This is a genomic window from Achromobacter sp. T5-5, assembly GCF_055397965.1.
This window is the reverse complement of sequence record NZ_AP027919.1, coordinates 5,959,943-5,979,620: the sequence shown is the minus strand read 5'-3', so window position 1 is coordinate 5,979,620 and position 19,678 is coordinate 5,959,943. Positions and strand designations below refer to the sequence as shown.

19 protein-coding genes are annotated in these 19,678 nt (G+C 68.2%); 4 read left to right on the top strand and 15 right to left on the bottom strand.

Annotated elements, in window-relative coordinates; genetic code table 11:
• Positions 1-44 precede the first annotated feature (44 nt).
• The 5 genes from ACZ50Q_RS27055 to ACZ50Q_RS27035 form a co-directional block, all read right to left on the bottom strand.
• The gene (locus tag ACZ50Q_RS27055; RefSeq protein WP_076518472.1) at positions 45-908 is read right to left on the bottom strand and encodes a proteasome-type protease; all 864 of its coding nucleotides are present in this window, start codon (positions 906-908) and stop codon (positions 45-47) included.
• A gap of 97 nt (positions 909-1,005) precedes the next feature.
• The gene (locus tag ACZ50Q_RS27050; protein ID WP_464080049.1) at positions 1,006-1,809 is read right to left on the bottom strand and encodes a transglutaminase family protein; all 804 of its coding nucleotides are present in this window, start codon (positions 1,807-1,809) and stop codon (positions 1,006-1,008) included.
• A 13-nt stretch (positions 1,810-1,822) separates the two neighbouring features.
• Entirely contained in the window at positions 1,823-2,797 is a 975-nt protein-coding gene (locus tag ACZ50Q_RS27045; protein WP_464080048.1) for an alpha-E domain-containing protein, read from the bottom strand.
• 2 nt (positions 2,798-2,799) lie between these two features.
• Complete coding sequence (locus ACZ50Q_RS27040) at positions 2,800-4,230, bottom strand: circularly permuted type 2 ATP-grasp protein (protein ID WP_076518475.1); 1,431 nt, start codon at positions 4,228-4,230, stop codon at positions 2,800-2,802.
• Positions 4,231-4,494: 264 nt separating this feature from the next.
• Positions 4,495-5,166 (bottom strand): 5-formyltetrahydrofolate cyclo-ligase, encoded by a 672-nt coding sequence (locus tag ACZ50Q_RS27035; RefSeq protein WP_076518476.1) that lies wholly within the window; start codon positions 5,164-5,166, stop codon positions 4,495-4,497.
• 192 nt (positions 5,167-5,358) lie between these two features.
• Here ACZ50Q_RS27035 and ACZ50Q_RS27030 point away from each other — a divergent pair, with 192 nt between their 5' ends.
• Both ACZ50Q_RS27030 and ACZ50Q_RS27025 read left to right on the top strand, forming a co-directional pair.
• Positions 5,359-7,401 (top strand): lytic transglycosylase domain-containing protein, encoded by a 2,043-nt coding sequence (locus ACZ50Q_RS27030; RefSeq protein WP_464082042.1) that lies wholly within the window; start codon positions 5,359-5,361, stop codon positions 7,399-7,401.
• Positions 7,398-8,507 (top strand): CCA tRNA nucleotidyltransferase, encoded by a 1,110-nt coding sequence (locus tag ACZ50Q_RS27025; protein WP_464080047.1) that lies wholly within the window; start codon positions 7,398-7,400, stop codon positions 8,505-8,507. Before ACZ50Q_RS27030 ends, ACZ50Q_RS27025 begins: the two co-directional genes overlap by 4 nt.
• Positions 8,508-8,555: 48 nt before the next feature.
• Here the strand turns inward: ACZ50Q_RS27025 and ACZ50Q_RS27020 are convergent, their stop codons facing one another.
• The 10 genes from ACZ50Q_RS27020 to ACZ50Q_RS26975 form a co-directional block, all read right to left on the bottom strand.
• Positions 8,556-9,743, bottom strand: a complete 1,188-nt coding sequence (locus ACZ50Q_RS27020; protein ID WP_464080046.1) for a class I SAM-dependent methyltransferase — start codon at positions 9,741-9,743, stop codon at positions 8,556-8,558.
• Between the two features lie 86 nt (positions 9,744-9,829).
• Entirely contained in the window at positions 9,830-11,590 is a 1,761-nt protein-coding gene (locus ACZ50Q_RS27015; protein ID WP_092579305.1) for a DEAD/DEAH box helicase, read from the bottom strand.
• A 279-nt stretch (positions 11,591-11,869) separates the two neighbouring features.
• Positions 11,870-12,634 carry a uracil-DNA glycosylase gene (locus tag ACZ50Q_RS27010; RefSeq protein WP_464082041.1) on the bottom strand — a complete coding sequence of 255 codons (765 nt, stop codon included), beginning with the start codon at positions 12,632-12,634 and terminating at the stop codon, positions 11,870-11,872.
• 96 nt (positions 12,635-12,730) lie between these two features.
• Positions 12,731-13,393 (bottom strand): thiaminase II, encoded by a 663-nt coding sequence (gene tenA, locus ACZ50Q_RS27005; protein WP_464080045.1) that lies wholly within the window; start codon positions 13,391-13,393, stop codon positions 12,731-12,733.
• Positions 13,394-13,572: 179 nt separating this feature from the next.
• Positions 13,573-13,962 (bottom strand): DUF488 domain-containing protein, encoded by a 390-nt coding sequence (locus tag ACZ50Q_RS27000; protein WP_464080044.1) that lies wholly within the window; start codon positions 13,960-13,962, stop codon positions 13,573-13,575.
• A 57-nt stretch (positions 13,963-14,019) separates the two neighbouring features.
• Positions 14,020-15,255 carry a Na+/H+ antiporter NhaA gene (nhaA, locus tag ACZ50Q_RS26995; protein WP_464080043.1) on the bottom strand — a complete coding sequence of 412 codons (1,236 nt, stop codon included), beginning with the start codon at positions 15,253-15,255 and terminating at the stop codon, positions 14,020-14,022.
• 148 nt (positions 15,256-15,403) lie between these two features.
• On the bottom strand, positions 15,404-15,868 hold the full coding sequence (locus tag ACZ50Q_RS26990) for an HIT family protein (protein ID WP_464080042.1): 465 nt from the start codon (positions 15,866-15,868) through the stop codon (positions 15,404-15,406).
• Positions 15,865-16,314 carry a GNAT family N-acetyltransferase gene (locus ACZ50Q_RS26985; RefSeq protein WP_076518484.1) on the bottom strand — a complete coding sequence of 150 codons (450 nt, stop codon included), beginning with the start codon at positions 16,312-16,314 and terminating at the stop codon, positions 15,865-15,867. The genes ACZ50Q_RS26990 and ACZ50Q_RS26985 overlap by 4 nt, the downstream gene beginning before the upstream one ends.
• 23 nt (positions 16,315-16,337) lie before the next feature.
• Entirely contained in the window at positions 16,338-17,804 is a 1,467-nt protein-coding gene (pap, locus tag ACZ50Q_RS26980; protein WP_464080041.1) for a polyphosphate:AMP phosphotransferase, read from the bottom strand.
• 79 nt (positions 17,805-17,883) lie between these two features.
• Positions 17,884-18,747: an MBL fold metallo-hydrolase gene (locus ACZ50Q_RS26975; protein WP_464080040.1), complete on the bottom strand. Its 864-nt coding sequence runs from the start codon at positions 18,745-18,747 to the stop codon at positions 17,884-17,886.
• Positions 18,748-18,914: 167 nt separating this feature from the next.
• Here ACZ50Q_RS26975 and ACZ50Q_RS26970 point away from each other — a divergent pair, with 167 nt between their 5' ends.
• Positions 18,915-19,250: an ArsR/SmtB family transcription factor gene (locus ACZ50Q_RS26970; protein ID WP_076521899.1), complete on the top strand. Its 336-nt coding sequence runs from the start codon at positions 18,915-18,917 to the stop codon at positions 19,248-19,250.
• Entirely contained in the window at positions 19,247-19,678 is a 432-nt protein-coding gene (locus tag ACZ50Q_RS26965) for a YeeE/YedE family protein (protein WP_092579291.1), read from the top strand. The genes ACZ50Q_RS26970 and ACZ50Q_RS26965 overlap by 4 nt, the downstream gene beginning before the upstream one ends.

Below are 19,678 nucleotides of genomic sequence, written 5' to 3'. Positions count from 1 at the left end.
ATGACCCGGAGGCTTCATGCGCGACAGATCGCGCGACAAGCGCCTCAGTTGGGCTGGTCCTTGCCCGGCTCCTCGGCCAGCACCTGCGGCGTGTTGTACGCGGCGTTGGGCGCGTCGACGGGCTCCATGCGCAGCGGCTGATGCACCCGCGACGGCGGTACCAGCGATGCGGGGTCGTGCGGGTTGGTCCACAGCGGGTCCGGGATTTCCGCGAAGACCTGGCGCAGGCGTTCGCCCCAGGTGCCGCGGATCATGCGGAAGTACTCGTTGTGTTCGTCGATGCTGGCAAAGTGCGTGACGCGCAGCGAATTGGCGTCGTACACCAGCAGATCCAGCGGCAGGCCGACCGAGATGTTCGAGCGCAGCGTGGAGTCCATGGAGATCAGCGCGCACTTGGCGGCCTCGTCCAGCGAGGTGTCGGGCCGCAGCACGCGGTCCAGGATGGGTTTGCCGTACTTGGCTTCGCCGATCTGGAAATACGGGCATTCCTGGCCGGCTTCGATGAAGTTGCCCGCCGAATACACCTGGAACAGGCGGCATTGCTCGGCGCCGATCTGCCCGCCGAAGATCATGCTGACGTTGAAGTCCACGCCCTGCTCGTGCAGCGCGTCGGCCTCGCTGCGGTAGACCTCGCGCACCGCGGCGCCGACCAGGCGCGCGGCCGCGAACATGTCGGGCACGTTCCAGAGGGTGTCGGCGCCTTCCTCGCGCTGGCGGGTCAGCACGTTCAGCACGGCCTGGCTGACCGCCAGGTTGCCGGAGGTCATGAGGACCATGACGCGCTCGCCCGGCCGTTCAAAGACGGTCATCTTGCGAAAGACGCTGATCTGGTCGACGCCGGCGTTGGTGCGGGAGTCGGAAAGAAAAACCAGGCCGGATTCGAGGCGGGCCGCTACGCAGTAGGTCATGATCGAAAATTGGGGAAAACCACCACGCATTGTATTGCGGCGCGGCGGGCCGGATGTCAAGGCCCGGATTTACCGTCCGGACGTCGGCGCCCGGCCGTCACTGCTGCGCGCCGGCCTGGACCTGGACGGTGATTTCCATGGACTCCTCGCCGCCGCCGGTGCGCACGCCGCGCACCGGCGAGGCCGAGTCGTAATCCCGTCCCACCGCCAGCCGGCAATGGCACTCGGAGGCGAACTGGCTGTTGGTGATGTCCACGCTGGTCCACCCCACGTCGGATAGCCACACGTCGGCCCAGGCGTGGCTGGCCGCGTGTTCCGCGGTGGTGTACAGATAGCCGCTGACGTAGCGGGCGGGCACGTTCAGGCCCCGCACGCACGCCAGGAACAGGTGGGCGTGGTCCTGGCACACGCCGTGTCCCAGGGCGAGCACCTGGTTGGCGGCGGTGGTCACGTCCGTGGTGCCGGGCTCGTAGGCGACGCGCTCGTGGATCGCGGCGGCCAGGGTCAGGATGTCGTCCGACGTGGTCAGCCCGTTCGGCAGCACCGCGCGCGCAAATTGCTGGATGGTCTCGTCCGCCTGCGTCAGCGGCGTTGGCACGCAATAGGCGTGCACCGGCAGGCGGCTGTCTTCGCTGCCCAGGACGCCGCGCGTCAGGGGCGCCACCAGCACCTGGCCGGAAACGCGCAGCGCGATATCGGTATGCGGCTGGTTCAGGGTCAGTGTGTGCGTAATGTTGCCGTAGGCGTCGACCTGCTTGTCCAGGTGGCCCGGCGCCTCGATGTTCCAGCGCAGCACGCGCTGGTGTTCGTCGTCGCGCGGCGTCAGGCGCAGGGTCTGGATGCTGTAGTTCACCGGCGCGGTGTAGCGGTAATGCGTGACGTGCGTGATGATCTGCTTCATTGCTGCCTCCTTGTTATGCCGACAGGGGCACCAGGAAATCCTGGCTGATCCGGTTGCCCAGGTCGTTGATGCGGTCCAGGAAGCGGTCCAGGTATTGATGCAGCCCGCTGGCCAGAATGTCTTCGACGCGGCCGTACTGCAGCTCGGCGCACAGCATGCCGGCGCGCCGCTCGGTCTCGGTCGAGCGCTGGTTCGCGACGCGCGCCAGGTCGTCGGCCACGGCTTGCATCGAGGCCAGCAGCGACCGCGGCATGTCCCCGTGCAGGATCAGCAGGTCGGCCACGCGGTCGGGCGTGATGACGTCGCGGTAGACCTTGCGGTAGATCTCCAGGCCCGACACGGAACTGAGCAGGGCCGACCAGCGGTAGAACTCGCTCTGCACGCCCGCGGCGTTGACCGGGTCGGCGCGGCCGTCCTGCGTGCTGGCGCCGCCGCGCTCATGGAACTTGACGTCCAGCATCCGCGCCGTGTTGTCGGCGCGTTCCAGGTGCATGCCGATGCGCATGAAGTACAGCGCCTCGTCTTCCAGCATGGTCCCGATCGTGACGCCGCGCGCCAGGTGCGAGCGGAACTTCACCCATTCGAAGAATTCGCCCGGATTGCGCTCCAGCAGGCCGGTATGCAGGTGCTTGAGCAGCTCCAGCCAGGTGGTGTTGTAGGTTTCCCAGACCTCTGTCGTGAGGCTGCCGCGCACGGCGCGCGCGTTCTCGCGGGCGGCGCGCATGCAGGAATAGATCGACGAGGGATTCTCGGGATCGCGCACCATGTATTCCAGCACGTCGCGCGGCGAGATCGACGCGTATCTGCTCTGGTACAGGCCCTGCAGCTCGGAAATGCGCAGCACGCCCAGCCAGGAGCCTTCGCGGGTGCGCGTGTCCTGCGGCAGCAGCGACATCTGCAGGTTCACGTCCAGCATGCGGGCGGTGTTCTCGGCGCGTTCGGTATAGCGGCACATCCAGAACAGGTTGTCGGCGGTTCGGCTCAGCATGGTCAGTCCTCCAGCACCCAGGTGTCCTTGGTGCCGCCGCCCTGGCTGCTGTTGACCACCAGCGAGCCCTCGGTCAGCGCGACGCGGCACAGGCCGCCCGGCACGGTGCGGATCTCCTTGCCGCACAGCACGTAGGGACGCAGGTCCACGTGGCGCGGCGCGACCCCCGATTCCACGTAGGTGGGCGTGGTCGACAGCGCCAGCGTGGGCTGCGCGATGTAATTGGCGGGATTGGCCCGCACGCGGTCCCTGAACGCATCGACCTCGGCGCGCGAGGCCGACGGCCCGACCAGCATGCCGTAGCCGCCGGCGCCGTGCACTTCCTTGACCACCAGGTCATGCATGTTGGCCAGCACGTGGGACAGCTCGTCCGGCCGGCCGCAGCGCCAGGTCGGCACGTTCGACAGGATGGGCTCTTCGCCCAGGTAGAAGCGGATCATGTCGGGCACGTACAGATAGGTGGACTTGTCGTCGGCGATGCCGGTGCCGATCGCATTGGCCAGCGTGACGCGGCCGGCGCGGTAGACCGACAGCAGTCCCGGCACGCCCAGCGCGGAATCGGCGCGAAACGCCAGCGGATCCAGGAAATCGTCGTCCAGCCGCCGGTAGATCACATCCACCTTGCGGGGGCCGCGCGTGGTGCGCATGTAGACGGTGTTCTGCTCGACGAACAGGTCCTGGCCTTCCACCAGTTCCACGCCCATCTGCTGCGCCAGGAAGGCGTGTTCGAAGTAGGCCGAGTTGTACATGCCGGGCGTCAGCACCACCACGGTGGGGTCGTCGCCGCCATGCGGCGCGACTTCGCGCAGGTTGTCCAGCAGCAGGTCGGGGTAGTGCGCGACCGGCTCGACCTTGATGCGGCCAAAGGCGTCCGGCATGAGCCGCATCGACATCTTGCGGTTTTCCAGCATGTAGGAAACCCCGGACGGCACGCGCAGGTTGTCCTCCAGCACGTAGAACTCGCCCGCGCCGGCTCGCACGATGTCCACGCCCGCGATGTGGCAATAGATGTCCTCGGCCACGTCGACGTCCTGCATCTCGGGGCGGTACTGGGCATTCAGGAACACCTGCTGGGCCGGCACTATGCCGGCGCGCACGATGTCGTGGCCGTGGTAGATGTCGCGGATGAACAGGTTCAGGGCGCGCACGCGCTGCTTCAGGCCGGCTTCCAGGTGCCGCCATTCCTCGGCCGGGATGATGCGGGGGATGAGGTCGAACGGGATGAGGCGCTCGGTGCCGGCGGCGTCGCCCGCGACCGAAAACGTGATGCCGACGCGGCGAAAGCTCAGGTCGGCTTCCAGCCGGCGCACGGCCATGGCCTCGTCCGATTGCTCGTTGTGCCAGCGCTCGAAGGCCTGGTAATGGGAGCGTATGCGATTCTCGCCATCGCGCATTTCGTCATACGCGGGGGGACGGGCGGGTCGGTCCTTCATGGCTCCTCCGATGCAGATGCTTGCGGCCGCTTGCGCGCGGCCGTCGTCCGGCCGTTGCCGGCTGGTCCTGAGTTACAAGCAACCCTCATGCCAGCTTTTGCGGCAGACGGGGGATTTCAAGACCAATATGCGCTGAAGGCGGAGGAATTGCCATCCCCAGGGCGGGCGATCGTGCAAATCCGGGGACGGGCCGCGACGGGCGGCCTCGCAGCGCCGTGACGCCGTGCACCGTCCTGGTGCGCGGCGCCGGCCGAAACTGGTGCGTCAGTTCAGCCGGTAGGAATGCAGGGTGGTGCCGCCCGTGCCGCCTTGCTCCAGCGGTGCCTGCGGCACCCAGCCGTCCTGGGTCAGCACCGCGTCCAGCCGGACGTCATGCGCGGCGGGGACGTATCCCGCATCGAGCTCGCCGCAGCTCCAGGCGATGCCGATGGCGATAAAGGGGTGGCCGCGCTGGCGCAGGGCGGCGAGCGTGCGGTCGTAGTAGCCGCCGCCATAGCCCAGCCGGTCGCCCTGTTCCGTATAGCCCAGGGTGGGCACCAGCACCACGTCGGGCAGCAGTTCCGGGCCCGCCACGGGTTCCTGGATCCCGTACGGGCCGGCGCGCAGCTCGGCCTCGGGCGTCCACGGCAGGAATGCCAGGGGAGCGTTGCGCTCGCGCACGACGGGCAGCGCGACCGTCATGCCGGCTTCGGCCCACTGCGTCAGCAGGGGGCGCAGGTCGGGTTCGTCGGCCATGGGCCAGAAGGCGGCGACGGTGGTGGGGGCCGGATTGCCCGCCTGCACGGCCTGGTCGCGGGCCACGTTCAGCCAGGTGAAGAGCCGTGCGCGCATGAGCAATCCGCCGCGGCTGCGCTGATCTTCCGGCAATTCGGCGCGCAATTTGCGCAATCGCGTGCGGTGGACTGCGGTATCCTCTGGAGTATTTTGCGTAGTCATGCGGTGGCTGTAACCGGGGGGTTGAAGATGAAGGCAAACATGCTGAAGACGAACTTGCGTATCGTCGGCGCGCGGATCGGCACCCGTGTCAGCATGCGGCTCGGCATGCGGGAGCGTCCCACGACGGACACCCGACAGCCCTCACGGTATCAGAATTCTCCGCCGCAAGCCGCCGCCGACGCCCGTGCGAGCCTGCGCCGCTGGTTGCCCCTGCTGGCGCTCTTTACCGCCGCCTGTGCCCCGGTGGACGCGCAGCAACGCAGCGCCGCCATCAATACCCAGCCCCAGCCCGCCCCGCAGGCGGCCCAGCCGATGATCGCCGTGCCCCCCGCGGTGCTGGCGGGCCTGCCCCCCACGGCGGAAACGCCCGCGCTGGCCGCCGTCGTGGCCGCCCGCGAGGCCATGAATCGCAAGCAATGGTCCGTGCTGGGCGCGCTCGTGCCGCAGGCCAAGGGCGATCCGTTGGGCATGTACCCCGAATACTGGCTGCTGCGCTATCAGCTCTGGAGCCCGCCCGCCACCGGCCGTCCCACCGCAGCCCTGCAGACGTTCATCAGCAGCAACGGCGACGCCTATCTGGCGGACCGCCTGCGCGGCGACTGGCTGCTGGCCGCCGCCCGCAGCGGCGACTTCGAAACCGTGCGCAAGCTCGCGCCCGTCAAGAACAGCAATTCGCAGATCGAATGCGCCATCCTGGACGGCAAGCACATGACCGGCCAGCGCGCCACCGCCGAGCAGGCCATGGCCGTGTTCGCGCCGGGCAGCGCCTGCTGGGCGCTGTACGACCAGCTCGTGGCGGACGGCATCCTGGGCTGGGAGCAGCTCGAACCGCAACTGCGTGACGCCATCGAGGCCAACAAGACCACGGACGCGCGCAAGTTCGTGCAGTACATGTTCGAGCCGCGCGACGTGAAGACCTACGATGTCCTCATGAAGGACCCCATGAAGTGGCTGACCCGCCAGGACCGCATGCCGGTGGGCCGCAACGAAAAGGAACTGGTCACCATCGCGCTGGCCCGCCTGGCGCGTTCGGACGTCGGCGTGGCCGATTCCTACCTGCGCCGCGAGTGGGCCAAGTCCATGTCCAAGTCCAACCTGGCATGGGTGCGCGGCCAGTACGCGCTGGCGGCGGCGCTCGATCTGGACAGCCGGGCGAACGACTGGTATCGCGAGGCCGGCCACATTCGCATGACGGAATACAACGCGGCCTGGAAGGTGCGCGCCGCCTTGCGTCAGCCCAAGATCGACTGGAAGTGGGTCGTCGAATCCATCGACGAAATGCCGCCCTCGCAACAGGCGGAGACGGCCTGGGTGTACTGGAAGGCGCGCGGCCAGGCCGCGCTGGGGCACAAGGACAAGGCGCAGGCCGCCTACGCCAGCATCGCGGACCGCTTCGACTTCTACGGCCAGCTCGCGGCCGAAGAGCTGGGCCGCCGCATCGACGTGCCCCCGCGCCCCGCGCCCATCAGCGACCGTGAGATCGCCGAGGCGCGCGCCAATCCGGGCCTGCAGCGGGCCGTCCTGCTGTTCCGCCTGGGCTGGCGCGGCGAAGCGGTGCCGGAATGGAACTACTCGCTGCGCGGCATGAACGACCGCCAGCTCATGGCGGCGGCCGAACTGGCCCGCGCCGAGAACATCTATGACCGCGTGGTCAACACCTCGGACCGCACCGAGAAGGAGTTCGACTTCAGTCAGCGCTTCATCGCGCCCTTCGAGGGGCGGGTGACGGCCAAGGCCAACGCCATCGCCCTCGATCCGGCGTGGGTCTACGGGCTGATCCGCCAGGAATCGCGCTTCATCATGAATGCGCGCTCGCATGTGGGCGCCTCCGGCCTGATGCAGCTCATGCCGGCCACGGCCAAGTGGGTCGCCGGCAAGATCGGCATGAGCGATTTCACGCCCGCGAGCGTCAATGATTTCGACACCAACACCGAACTGGGCACCAACTACCTGAACATCGTGTTGCGCGACCTGAACGGGTCGCAGATGCTGGCCAGCGCGGGTTACAACGCCGGCCCGGGCCGGCCGCGCAACTGGCGCTCGACCTTCTCGCATCCTGTCGAAGGCGCCATCTTCGCCGAGACCATCCCCTTCACCGAAACGCGCATCTACGTGAAGAACGTGATGTCCAACGCCACGTATTACGCGGCGATGTTCAGTGGACAACCCCAATCGCTGAAGGAACGCCTGGGCAACGTCGTGCCGGTGGGCACCGAAACCGCCGCCGCGCGATGACGAGGGACCCGGCCACCGAGGGCCTGCGCGCCTATGTCGTGGGCGGGGCGGTGCGCGATGCGCTGCTCGGCCTGTCCCCCGGCGACCACGACTGGGTCGTGGTGGGCGCCACGCCCGAAGACATGACGCGCCGCGGCTTCATTCCGGTCGGCGGCGACTTCCCCGTCTTCCTGCACCCCCGCACGAAAGAGGAATACGCCCTGGCGCGCACCGAGCGCAAGTCGGGGCGCGGCTACAAGGGCTTCACCTTCTACACGGGCGCGGACGTCACGCTCGAAGACGACCTACGCCGGCGCGACCTGACGGTCAACGCCATCGCGCAGACCGAGGACGGCGACCTCGTGGATCCGCTGGGCGGCGCGGACGACCTGCGCGCCCGCATCTTTCGCCATGTGGGCGACGCCTTCGAGGAAGACCCCGTGCGCATCCTGCGCCTGGGCCGCTTCGCCGCGCGCTTTGCCGACTTCAGCGTGGCGCCCGAAACGATGGAACTGTGCCGCCGCATGGTGCAGGCCGGCGAGGCCGATGCGCTGGTGGCCGAGCGGGTCTGGAAGGAGCTGTCGCGCGGCCTGATGGCCGATGCGCCGTCGCGCATGCTGGACGTATTGCAGGCATCCGGCGCGCTGGCGCGCGTGATGCCGGAACTGCGCGGCGCCGATGAGGTCGGCCCGCAGCTGGATCGCGCCGCCGGACTGGGCCTGCCGCTGGCAAGCCGCTACGCTCTGATGTGCAGGCTGACGCCCGAGCGCGAGGCCCTGGGCCGGCGCATGCGCGTGCCTACCGAATGCAATGACTATGCGCGCCTGCTGCCGGAAGTGCTCAGCGCGCTGGACGCCTTGGACGGCATGCCGGAAGGGCCGGAGCGTGCCGACGCGCAGCTGGCGCTGATGGAGCGCGCCGACGCCTTGCGCAAGCCCGGCCGCTTTTTCGATCTGCTGGATGCCGCCGCGATCTTGCGGACGGTGGACAAGCCCGCCTGGGAGTCGCGGGTGGCGGCGGTGCGCGGCGTGGATGCCGGCGCCATCGCCAAGTCCTGCGCCGGCGAGCCGGCGCGCATCAAGGAAAGCGTGCGCCAGGCGCGGCTGGCGCGGTTGCAGGCGGGCTGAGGCCGATTTTCCCTGGCGGGCGCGTCGCCGGCCCGCCCGGCGCCCGGCTTACAGCTTGCCCAGCCGGTCGCCGCGCGAGAAGCCCGACAGGGGCGCGGTCATGCCGCGCCCGACCGCCAGCACCTTGAACAACTCGCCCATCTCGGCTTCGGACAGCAGCTTCTGCACAGGCGCGACCGCTTGCGCATAGGCCTGCGCATCCGACGGGTCCAGGCCGGCCAGCAGCTCCATCAGGCCGGCATTCATGAGAAAGCGCGCCTGGGACGTGTAGCCCAGCACCTGCAGCCCGGCCGCGAGCGCGGCATCGGCCATCGCCGTGAAATCCACGTGGGCGGTGATGTCCTGCAGGCCGGGCGCGGTGAAGGGATCGCCGTGCGCGTGGTGGCGCAGATGGCACATCAGCGTGCCGCCGGCGCGTTGCGGATGGTAGTACTCGCTGCGCGGGAACCCATAGTCCACCAGCAGGGCCGCGCCGCGTTCGAGCCAACTGCCCATGGCGGAGATCCAGGCTTCGCCCTGCAGATTGATTTCCGACACGTAGCCGGGCAGCGCCGGCATGCGCGCCGCGACGGCGGCCGCCAGCGCCGCGGGCGCCGGGCGGTCTTCCCAGATGAAGGCGCCGTCGGCATCCAGGGCCACGCCGCGCTCCAGCACGTCGCCCGCGCCGCTCCAGGCAAAGAGCGACACCGGCATCGCGTCCAGCACTTCGTTGGCCAGCACGCAGCCCGAGAACGCGCGGGGCAGGGCGTCCAGCCATTGCACCCGGTCGCCAAAGGGCGCGAGCCGTTCGGCCTGGCGGGCGCGCAGGTCCGCCGACACTTCCAGGATCAGGTAACGCGTGTCCGTCAGGCCCAGCGCATCGAGCTCGCGCAATACGCCCTCGGCAAGGGCGCCGGTGCCGGCGCCGAACTCCAGCACGGTGTGCGTGCCGGTCTGGCGCAGCACCTCGGCCGCCTGCCGCGCCAGCGTGCGCGCAAACAGGGGCGTGAGCTGCGGCGCCGTCACGAAGTCGCCGGCGGGCGTTTTACCGCCATCGTCCGCATCGGCCAGCTTGACGTTGCCCGCCGCGTAGTAACCCAGTCCGGGCGCATACAGGGCTTCGGCCATCCAGTGATCGAACGGCAGCCAGCCGCCATTGGCCGTGATCGCGGCGCGCAGGTGCGCGGCGGCGGCATTGCTGTGTTGCTGCGCGGCGGGGGAGAGCGAGGGCAGATTGGCGGGGGCAGGGCGTTGCATGGGGAATTCAGGCGTGGGTAATACGGCATTTTCCCAAAAAAAAGCCCGCGGCATTTGCCGCGGGCTTTTGGGATCAGTCGGGCTGCTTAGCCGCGGCGATCGTTCGACTTGACGAAGCGCTTGGCGGGACCGCCGGGACGCTTGTCGAACGAGGGCTTGGCACGGAAGCCGCCTTCGGGACGGTCACCGCCGCGAAAACCGCCTTCGCGTTGCGGACGGTCGCCGAAGCTGGGGCGATCGCCGAAGCTGGGGCGCGAATCGCGGTCGCCGCCACGGAAGCCGCCTTCACGCGGGCCGCGCTCGCTGAACGGGCGCGCATCGCGCTGGGGGCGGTCGCCGAAGCTGGGACGGTCGCCAAAGCTGGGACGCGAATCGCGATCGCCGCCGCGGAAGCCGCCTTCACGCTGGGGACGGTCGCCGTAGGGACGATTGCCCTGGTAGCCGCCTTCGCGCTGGGGACGATCGCCGAAGCTGGGACGGTCACCGAAGGAACGCTGGGGACGGTCGCCGAACGGGCGGTCGCCTTGGTAGCCACCCTCGCGCGGCTTGAACTCGCCACGCGGACCGCCGAACGAACGGCCTTCGCGGGGCGCGCCGTCGCGGTTGCCCTGGTAGCCGCCGCCATGGCGCGAGCCGCCGAAGCCGCCGGGACGCTTGCCGAAGGGCTTGCCGCCACGCGGCGCGGCGCCGGTCGAAGGACGCGGGGTGCGCTTGGGCTCCAGGCCGGCAATCACTTCAGGGGTGATCGACTGGCCGATGTAGTGCTCGATGCGGCGGACCTTGTGGCGCTCGGAGTGCGTGGCCAGCGTGAAGGCCAGGCCGTTGCGGCCGGCGCGGCCGGTGCGGCCGATGCGGTGCACGTAGTCTTCGGCCTGCATCGGCAGGTCGAAGTTCACGGCGTGGCTGATGCCTTGCACGTCGATGCCGCGGGCGGCCACGTCGGTGGCCACCAGGATACGCAGTTGGCCGCGTTGCAGTTGCGACAGCGTGCGGGTGCGTTGGCGCTGGTTCATGTCGCCGTGCAGGGCGGCGGCGGCAAAGCCCTGGTCGGCCAGGCGGTCGGCCAGGTCGTCCGCGCCGCGCTTGGTCGACGTGAACACGATGGCCTGGTCCAGCGAGGCGTCGCGCAGCACGTGATCCAGCAGTTGCATCTTGTGGCTGGCGTCGTCCGCGTACAGCAGGCTTTGCGTGATGTTGGTGTGCTTTTCCTTGCTGCCGGCCATCTCGATGCGCTGCGGATCGCGCATCATGCGCGCCGCCAGCTTGGCGATCGTGCCGTCCAGCGTGGCCGAGAACAGCAGCGTCTGGCGGTCTTCGGGCAGGCGGCCGACGATGGTTTCGATGTCTTCGATGAAGCCCATGTCCAGCATGCGGTCGGCTTCGTCCAGCACCAGCGTGTGCACGGTGTTGAGCTTGACGCGGCCCGATTGCAGGTGGTCGATCAGGCGGCCGGGGGTGGCGACCAGCACGTCCACGCGGCGCGACAGCGCCTTCAGTTGCGCGCCGTAGGGCATGCCGCCCACGACGGTGGCGGTGCGCAGGTCGGCCAGCTTGCGGCCGTAGGTGGCGGTGGCTTCGGTGACCTGCAGGGCCAGTTCGCGCGTCGGGGTCAGCACCAGCACCTGGACGCCAACGCCCTTGTTGGCGGGCATCTGAGCAATGCGATGCAGGGCGGGCAGCATGAAGGCGGCGGTCTTGCCGCTGCCGGTCTGCGAGGAGACCATCAGGTCATGGCCGGCCAGTGCTTGCGGAATGGCGGCAGCCTGAACGGGGGTGGGGGTGGCGAAGCCAGCTTCTTGAACGGCCGACAACAGAGCGGGCGCGAGGCCCAGGGTATCAAAAGACATTACTTTCCCTTGCCGCAATCAATGCGACGCAGTGCTTGGTCGGGCCAGGGGATTAGGCGGCCGGATCCAGGCGACGGTTGATGGAGCATCGTGCCGACCGGATCAACCATGCGCGTGGCGCGTTCTCTTGTACAGATTGGAACGCAGGGCGAAAGGAAAGGGGTCAGGAATCGATGATAGTTCGGCATGGGGCCGGGGTCTTGGACTTCCCGGCGGACTGCAAAAAATTCCGCTAAATCAAGGCGGTAAATGCCGAACTCGTTTTGTGCAGTGCGGCGATCATAACCCGAATTCGCCTTGCAGGGGAATTATTTTTTTGTCCAATGCCCAATCAATAGGGTTTTTCCCTTGGTCCCGCAGCCATTCATTGGTGGTCCGGAAATGGCCGCATCCCAGGAAGGGCACGGGCGGCCGCCGAGCCGACAGCGGGGAAGGGTGATTGGCCATCAGCACGAGGTGGCCGTTGTCGGGCGGAAGCAACAGCCGCTTGGCCTGCGCGTGCGCGCCCCACAGCATGAACACCTTGGGCGAGGGATCGAGCGCGACGTGTTTGATCAAGGCGTCCGTCACCGTTTCCCAGCCGCGCCTGGCGTGCGACGCGGGCAGGCCGTCCTCGACCGTCAGTGCGGTATTGAGCAATAGCACTCCCTGGTCTGCCCAGGCGCTCAGGTCGTTTCCGGCCGGAACGCCGGCTTGCGGGTAGTCGCGCGCGATCTCGTTGAAGATGTTGCGCAGGCTCGGCGGGCGCTTGCAGTCGTCCGGCACGGAGAAGGCCAATCCCTGCGCCTGGCCGGGGCCATGGTAGGGGTCTTGTCCCAGGATCACGACGCGGACGTCCGAAGGCGCCAGGCCGTGCAGGGCCCGGAAGGGCGTGGCGGGGTACACCACCGCGCCCTGCGCGAGGCGCGTTTCGACGTGCGCGGCGGCCGCGGCGAGCGCGGCGGCGACGGCGGGGTCGGCGGATAGCGCGGCCTGCCAGGCGGCGGGAAGTTGCGCTATCTGGGTGGCGAGGGCGTTGGGCGTGAGGCGGTTGTCGATCGGCATGGACGCGATTTTGGCACAGGCGACCGCACCCATTGCCCGGATATCTCGGCCATATCGGCCGATGTCAGCCCACATCAGCCCCACATCAGCCCTGCGTCAGACCGGCCAGCCGGCCTGGCGGTGCGCCGAATCCCAGAACATCCATTCGAGCTGGGCCGCGTGCGTGTAGGCCTGGTGCATCGCCTGCACGGTCTGCGGCGCGGCCGTTTCCGCGACGCGGTCGACGGTGGCGATCACGGCGCGCACCAACGCGTGGAATTCGTCGCCCGCATAGGTGTCGATCCACGCCGCATACGGATTGGGCCGCACCGCCCGCGCATGGATGTCGCGGCCGATCTCGGCGTAGATCCAGAAGCAGGGCAGCAGGGCGGCCAGAGCGACCGGGTAGGGCGCGCTGAAGGCGGTGGCGATCAGGAAGCTGGTGTAGTGGTGGCTGGCGGGCGTGAGCGGAGTGGCCTCGAAGGTGGCCGCGTCGATGCCGAACTGCTTCATGAACCCCGCGTGCAGGCTGCGTTCGGCCACGACCGCGCCCTTGGCCGCCTCGGCGAACTGCACCACGCCATCGGCATCGTCGGCTTTGGCGGCGGCGATGGCCAGGGCGCGTCCGAACGCCACCAGATAGTGCGCGTCCTGGATCATGTAGTGCTTGAACGCGTCCTCGTCGAGCTGGCCGCTGGCCAGTTCGCGATTGAACGGCATGTCGCGGGTCTTCTCATAGAGCGCGGCGTTGCGGGTCCAGGCGTCGGAGCTGAAAGACATGGAATTCCTCGTAGGCGTGGCCGTGGGGCGCGCACCGTGCGCGCCGTGGGCGGGGCATAAGGGTAACAAGGGGGAAATAGGGAGGAAACAGGGAGGAAACAGGGAGGAAACAGGGATGAAGCAGGGGGGGAACAGCGCGCCAGCGAGCTGCGCCGGCGGGGGCGGCCCCCTCAGGGCGTTCAGGCGGCGCGCGCGCGGTGGCGGCGGGCGTAGTCGAGCAGGGCGTCGCGCAGCACGATGGCCTGGTTGTGCTCGGTATTGCGCGCGCCGTACAACAGGGTCAGGGGACGATCGCCCGCCGCGTCCAGCAGGGCCGCCATGCGCGCCTGCTGTTCGGGCACGGCCAGTTCGGCCTGGTACTTGGCGCGAAACGCGTCCCAGCGGTCCTCGGCATGGCTGAACCATTTGCACAGTTCGGCGCTGGGGGCGATGTCGCGGGCCCACTCGTCCAGCCCCAGGTCCGCCCGCCGCAGTCCGCGTGGCCACATGCGGTCGACCAGGGCAAGGTAGTGTCCTTGCGGACCGGTGCCTTCATAGACGCGCTGCACGATGATGCGGGACGATTTCATGCGGACTCCTGCGGCCGAGGTTGCAGCCAGTCTACTGCAAGCCCTCGCGCCAGGCAGTCAGCGCGCGTCCGATTCTTGATCTCGCGCACGGGCGATGCGCAACACCGCGAATCCCACCAAGGCGGACGCCAGCGACCCGGTCAGCACGCCGATCTTGGTGGCGTCGACGGTGGCGGCGTCGGTGAAGGCCAGGGCGCCGATGAACAGGCTCATGGTGAAGCCGATGCCGCACAGCAGGGCCACGCCGTAAAGCTGGGTATAGGTGGCGTGCCGCGGCAGGGCGGCGATGCCGGCCTTGATGGCAAGCCAGGCAAAGCCGAACACGCCGAGCTGCTTGCCCAGGAAGAGGCCGAGCGCCACGCCCAGCGGCACGGGCTCGGCCAGGCTTTCCAGGCCCATGCCCGCAAAGGACACGCCCGCATTGGCAAAACCGAACACCGGCACGATCAACAGGGCCACGGGCTTGTGCAGCGCATGTTCCAGTGTGTGCAGGGGCGAAGGGACGCGGGTTCCGCCCTGGTGCTGCCGCCGCAGGGGAATGGCGAGCGCGAGCGCCACGCCGGCCAGCGTCGCGTGCACGCCGGACTTCAGCACGAAATACCAGAGCACCGCGCCCAGCAGCAGGTAGGGCGTCAGGCGCAGGACGCCAGCGCGGTTCAGGACGAACAGGCCGGCCAGCAGCGCGCCCGCCATGCCGAGCGCGAACAGGTTGAGCTGTGACGTATAGAAAAGCGCAATGATGACGATGGCGCCCAGGTCGTCCAGGATGGCCAGCGCGGTCAGGAATATCTTGAGCGACGTCGGCACGCGGCTGCCGAGCAGCGCCAGGATGCCCAGCGCAAACGCGATGTCCGTCGCGGCGGGGATGGCCCATCCGCGCAGGGTGCCGGGACTGCCCAGGTTGACCGCCAGGTAGACCAGCGCCGGCACCGCCATGCCGCCCAGGGCGGCCACGCCGGGCAGGACGATGCGGCCCGCGCCGCGCAACTGCCCGTCCAGCATCTCGCGCTTGATTTCCAGGCCCACCAGCAGGAAAAAGACGGCCATCAGTCCGTCATTGATCCAGTGCAGCACCGTTTCCTTGAGCACCACCGGCCCGGCCTGAAAGCCGACCTTGGTGCCGAGCAGGTCGAAATACGCCGGCGCGACGCCGCTGTTGGCGACCATCAGGGCGGCCAGCGCGGCTGCCATCAGTACGTAGCCGCCGAGCGCTTCGGAGCGCAGGAAGGCCAGGAGGAAAGAGGCGGGCGGCTGCGGACGGGGCGCCCCGGGCGTGGCGGGAGTGTGCTGCATGGACTAGGTGCTTGGGTTTGCTGTCAGAAACCTGAATGGTACCTGAACGGTCGGCATGTTCATGCTTATTGCGGGGAATTTCGCCCAATCAGGGGGCAATTGACGCGATTTCGGGGCGCGGCGGTCCTTGCCGCGCCCACCCGGCGGCTCAATGCCAGAGCAGCGCGTTCATGGCTTCGACCAGACGGTCGCGATAACGCGGCAACTGCGCCGCGACGTGCGCCTGCCGGGCCTTCCAGGCTGCCGGCTCCGTGCCTGGCGCGATGCGCGGCGCCGCCCAGATCGGGTCGGGAAAATGGCGGTCGCCGCGCCAGCGCGGGATCACGTGCCAATGCAGGTGCGGCACCATGTTGCCCAGCGAAGCCAGGTTGATTTTGTCGGGCGTCAGGATCGATTGCTGGGTTTCCTCGACCACGTACACCGCCCGCATCAGCAGGTCGCGCCCGTGCGTGGACAGGCTGGTCATCTCGGGCAGGTGGCCGTTCCAGATGACCCGGGTGAAGCCCGGGTAGTCAGGGTCATCGACTTCGATGATGCGCAGGTGCGGCCCGCGCCACAGCAACGTGCCGCCGTCTTCCTGGCACAACGGGCAGTTGGGATCGCGCGCGCTCAAGCCAACACCTTGCGGTACTGGATGAAGCCGGACCGGTCGGCGATGTGGTCGTACAGCTGCATGGCGGTGGCGTTGGTCTCGTGCGTCAGCCAGTACACGCGCGCGCAGTTGGCGGCCGCGGCCTCGGCATAGACGTGTTCGATCAGCTTGCGGCCGGCGCCGGTGCCGCGCGCGTCCTGGTCCACATAGAGGTCTTGCAGGTAGCAGTAATCGCCGGCGGTCCAGGTCGAGCGATGGTAGATCCAGTGCACCATGCCGATGGCGCGGCCGCTTTCATAGGCCAGCGCGGCGTGGACGGGCTCGGCGGGGTCCAGGAAGCGCGCCCAGGTGTTGCGGGTCACGGCGTCGTCGATGCTGACGCGGTAGAAGTCCTGGTAGCCCTTCCATAACGGCAGCCATGCGTCGAAGTCTGCGGCGACGATGGGACGGATTTCGGCGGTACTCATGGCGCGAGGCCTCCTGGCGATGTTCAGAGTTGGTTTTCCATGGCTTCGACGATATGCCGCAGCACTTGCAGGCGAGCGTACCGCTTGTCGTTGGCCGACACCAGATGCCAGGGCGCGTGCGCCACATCGGTGCGCATCATCATCTCGTTGGCGGCGGACGCATATTCGCGCCACTTGTCGCGGTTGCGCCAGTCGTCAGGCGTGATCTTGAAATTCTTGAAGGGCGACTTCTCGCGCTCGCGGAAGCGTTCGAGCTGCACCTCGGGCGTGATCGCCAACCAGAACTTCAGCACCAGCGCGCCGCTGGCGGCAAGCTGCTCTTCGAAGTCATTGATCTCGGCGTACGCCCGGCGCCATTTGGCGGGCGGGATCAGCTTCTCGACGCGCTCGACCAGCACGCGGCCGTACCAGGAGCGGTCGAAGATGGCGATGCGGCCATGGCTGGGAAGGCGGCGCCAGAAGCGCCACAGATAGGGCCGGGCCATTTCCTCGGTGGTGGGCGCGGAGATCGGCGTGATGTCGAACTGCCGGGCGTCCAGCGCATGCGTGACGCGGCGGATCGCGCCGCCCTTGCCGGCGGCGTCCTGGCCTTCGAACACCAGGATCAGCGATCGATTGCGGAACTTGTCGGACCGGGCGGCGCAGGCCAGCCGGCCTTGCAGCAGGCCGAGTTCGGACTCGTAGTCGTCCTTGTCTTCCTTGGCGTCGTAGTCCAGTTTGCCCAGTCGGTCGACGATGCGGGTGGAACTGGAATGCGCCACGAAGGCCGGCGGCAGGCGCGGCACGCCTCGGCGGCGCATGGCAAGCAGCACCGCCTCGGCCGTGCGCACGGTGCGCAGGTTTTCGTCCGCGCTGGGGATCACCACCCAGGGCGCATGGCCGCAGTCCGTGTGGTTGAGCACCACGTGGGCGCCGGCCCGGATGCGGTCGAATTTCTTGTTGACCTTGAGATCCACCGGACTGACCTGCCAGGCGGTCTCCGGACTGGCCAAGAGGCGCTGCGTGCGCGCCTTCTGGGCCTTGGCGGACAGATGGAACCACAGCTTGACGATCTGCACGCCCTCCGAGGCCAGCATGGTCTCGAAGCGCATGATGGCGGCCGCGTGCGCCTCGATGGCGTCCGCATTGGGCTTTTTGCGCGCGGCTTCGATCAGCAGCGGCGCATACCAGGAGCCGAACACGATGCCGGTGCTGCCCTTGGGCGGTAGGTCGCGCCAGTAGCGCCAGAGCGGCGGGCGCTCCAGGTCGTCGTCTTCGCGCGGGCCGTAGGCCAGCGTGCGGATGTGGCGCGGGTCCATCCATTCATTGAGCAGATTGACCGTGGCGCCCTTGCCCGCGCCGTCGATCCCCGTCACCACGACGAGCAGGGTCTTGTCGGCCTGCTTGAGCCGTTCGTATTGCGCGTTGACCAGCGCGATCCGCAGCCGCTCTTCGAGCGCTTTGAATTCATCTTTTGACAGGGTGGGGTCGGCTTCGGCTTCGGCGAACATGGATACGTCGGATCGGGTTGCTGCGATCGGGCGATCTTGCGGGATATGGCTGCGCGGCGCAAGTGCGCCGCGCCGCGGCTCAAAGCGCGTTGACGGGAATCTTGAGATATCTCACGCCGTTGTCTTCGGCGGGCGGGAAATGACCCGCGCGGATGTTGACCTGGATCGCGGGCAGGATCAGCGTGGGCATGCCCAGCGTGGCGTCGCGCCGGGTGCGCATGGCGACGAACTCGTCCTCGCTCACGCCGTCGCGCACGTGGATGTTGGCGCGGCGCTGCTCGGCCACGGTGGTTTCCCAGGCGACCTCGCGGCTTTCCGGCGGGTAGTCGTGGCACATGAACAGCCGCGTGGCGTCCGGCAGGCTCAACAGGCGCCGGATCGACCGGTACAGCAGGTGCGCATCGCCTCCGGGAAAGTCGCAGCGCGCCGTGCCCACGTCCGGCATGAAGAGCGTGTCGCCGACAAACGCCGCGTCGCCGATCAGGTAGGCCATGTCGGCCGGGGTGTGTCCGGGCACGTGGATGGCGGTGGCGGTCAACGCGCCGATCTGGAATGTCTCGCCGTCGGCGAACAGGTGGCCGAACTGCGATCCGTCGAGCTGGAATTCGGGTTCCAGGTTCAGGATCTTCTTGAAGACGCCCTGCACGGTCCGGATGCTCTGGCCGATGGCGATGACGCCGCCCAGCTGCCGCTGCAGGTAGGGGGCGGCGGATAGATGGTCCGCGTGGGCGTGGGTTTCCAGCAGCCAGACGGTCCGCAGCCCGTGCTCGCGCACGTAGTCGGCCACGCGGTCGGCATTGGCCGTGCTGCTGCGGCCCGACTTGGGATCGTAGTCGAGCACCGAATCGATGATGGCGCAGGCGCCGCCGGGCCCGGGTTCGTGGACGACGTAGGTGACGGTGCCGGTGACGGGGTCGAAAAATGCCTGAATCTGCGGGTTCATGAGTGTTCGCGTGAGGGACTGGCGCGGGGCCTAAGCGGGGCTTGAGCGGGGTGCAAGGGCGGCCCGGCAGGATCACTTTACGACATTAAATAATATTTGCATATAGTTTATTCGCAAATATAATGACATGGCCATTTTCGCTATTCAAAGCAACCGCCCCGCCCATCATGAATGCTCCCCTGACCGACTGCGAACTCGCCGCCCTGCGCGAATCCGCCACCCAGGCTTGCGCCTTGCTCAAGGCCCTGGCCAATGAAGACCGCCTGCTGCTGCTGTGCCAATTGGTCCAGAGCGAACGCAACGTGGGCGAGCTCGAATCGTTGACCGGCATCCGCCAGCCGACGCTCTCGCAACAGCTAGGCGTGCTGCGCGACGAAGGGCTGGTCGCGACGCGTCGCGAGGGCAAGTACATCTACTACCAGATGGCCAGCTTCGAGGTCAGCCAGGTCATGAAGACGCTCTCCAGTTTGTACTGCGGGCGCGCCATGGAGTCACTCAAATGAACGTGGACTGGTCCGCCTTCACCCCGGGCGCCGGCACGGCGGGCGGCCTGCTCATCGGCGCCGGTGCGGTGCTGCTGATGCTGGGCGCGGGACGCATCGCCGGCATCAGCGGCATCCTGGGCGGGTTGCTGACGCCCGAACGCGGCGGGAGCTGGCGGCTGGCCTTCCTGCTGGGGCTGTGCGCCGCGCCCTGGATGTTTCGCGCATTCTCCGAATTGCCGGCCATCACCGTCGATGCCAGCACGCCGCGCCTGATCGTGGCGGGCCTGCTGGTCGGCCTGGGCACCCGCTACGGCTCCGGATGCACCAGCGGACACGGCGTGTGCGGCCTGTCGCGGGGATCGCGACGCTCGATCGCCGCCACGGCCATCTTCATGGCCGCGGGCTTTGCAACGGTCTACGTGCTGCGGCACGTCGTGGGAGCCTGA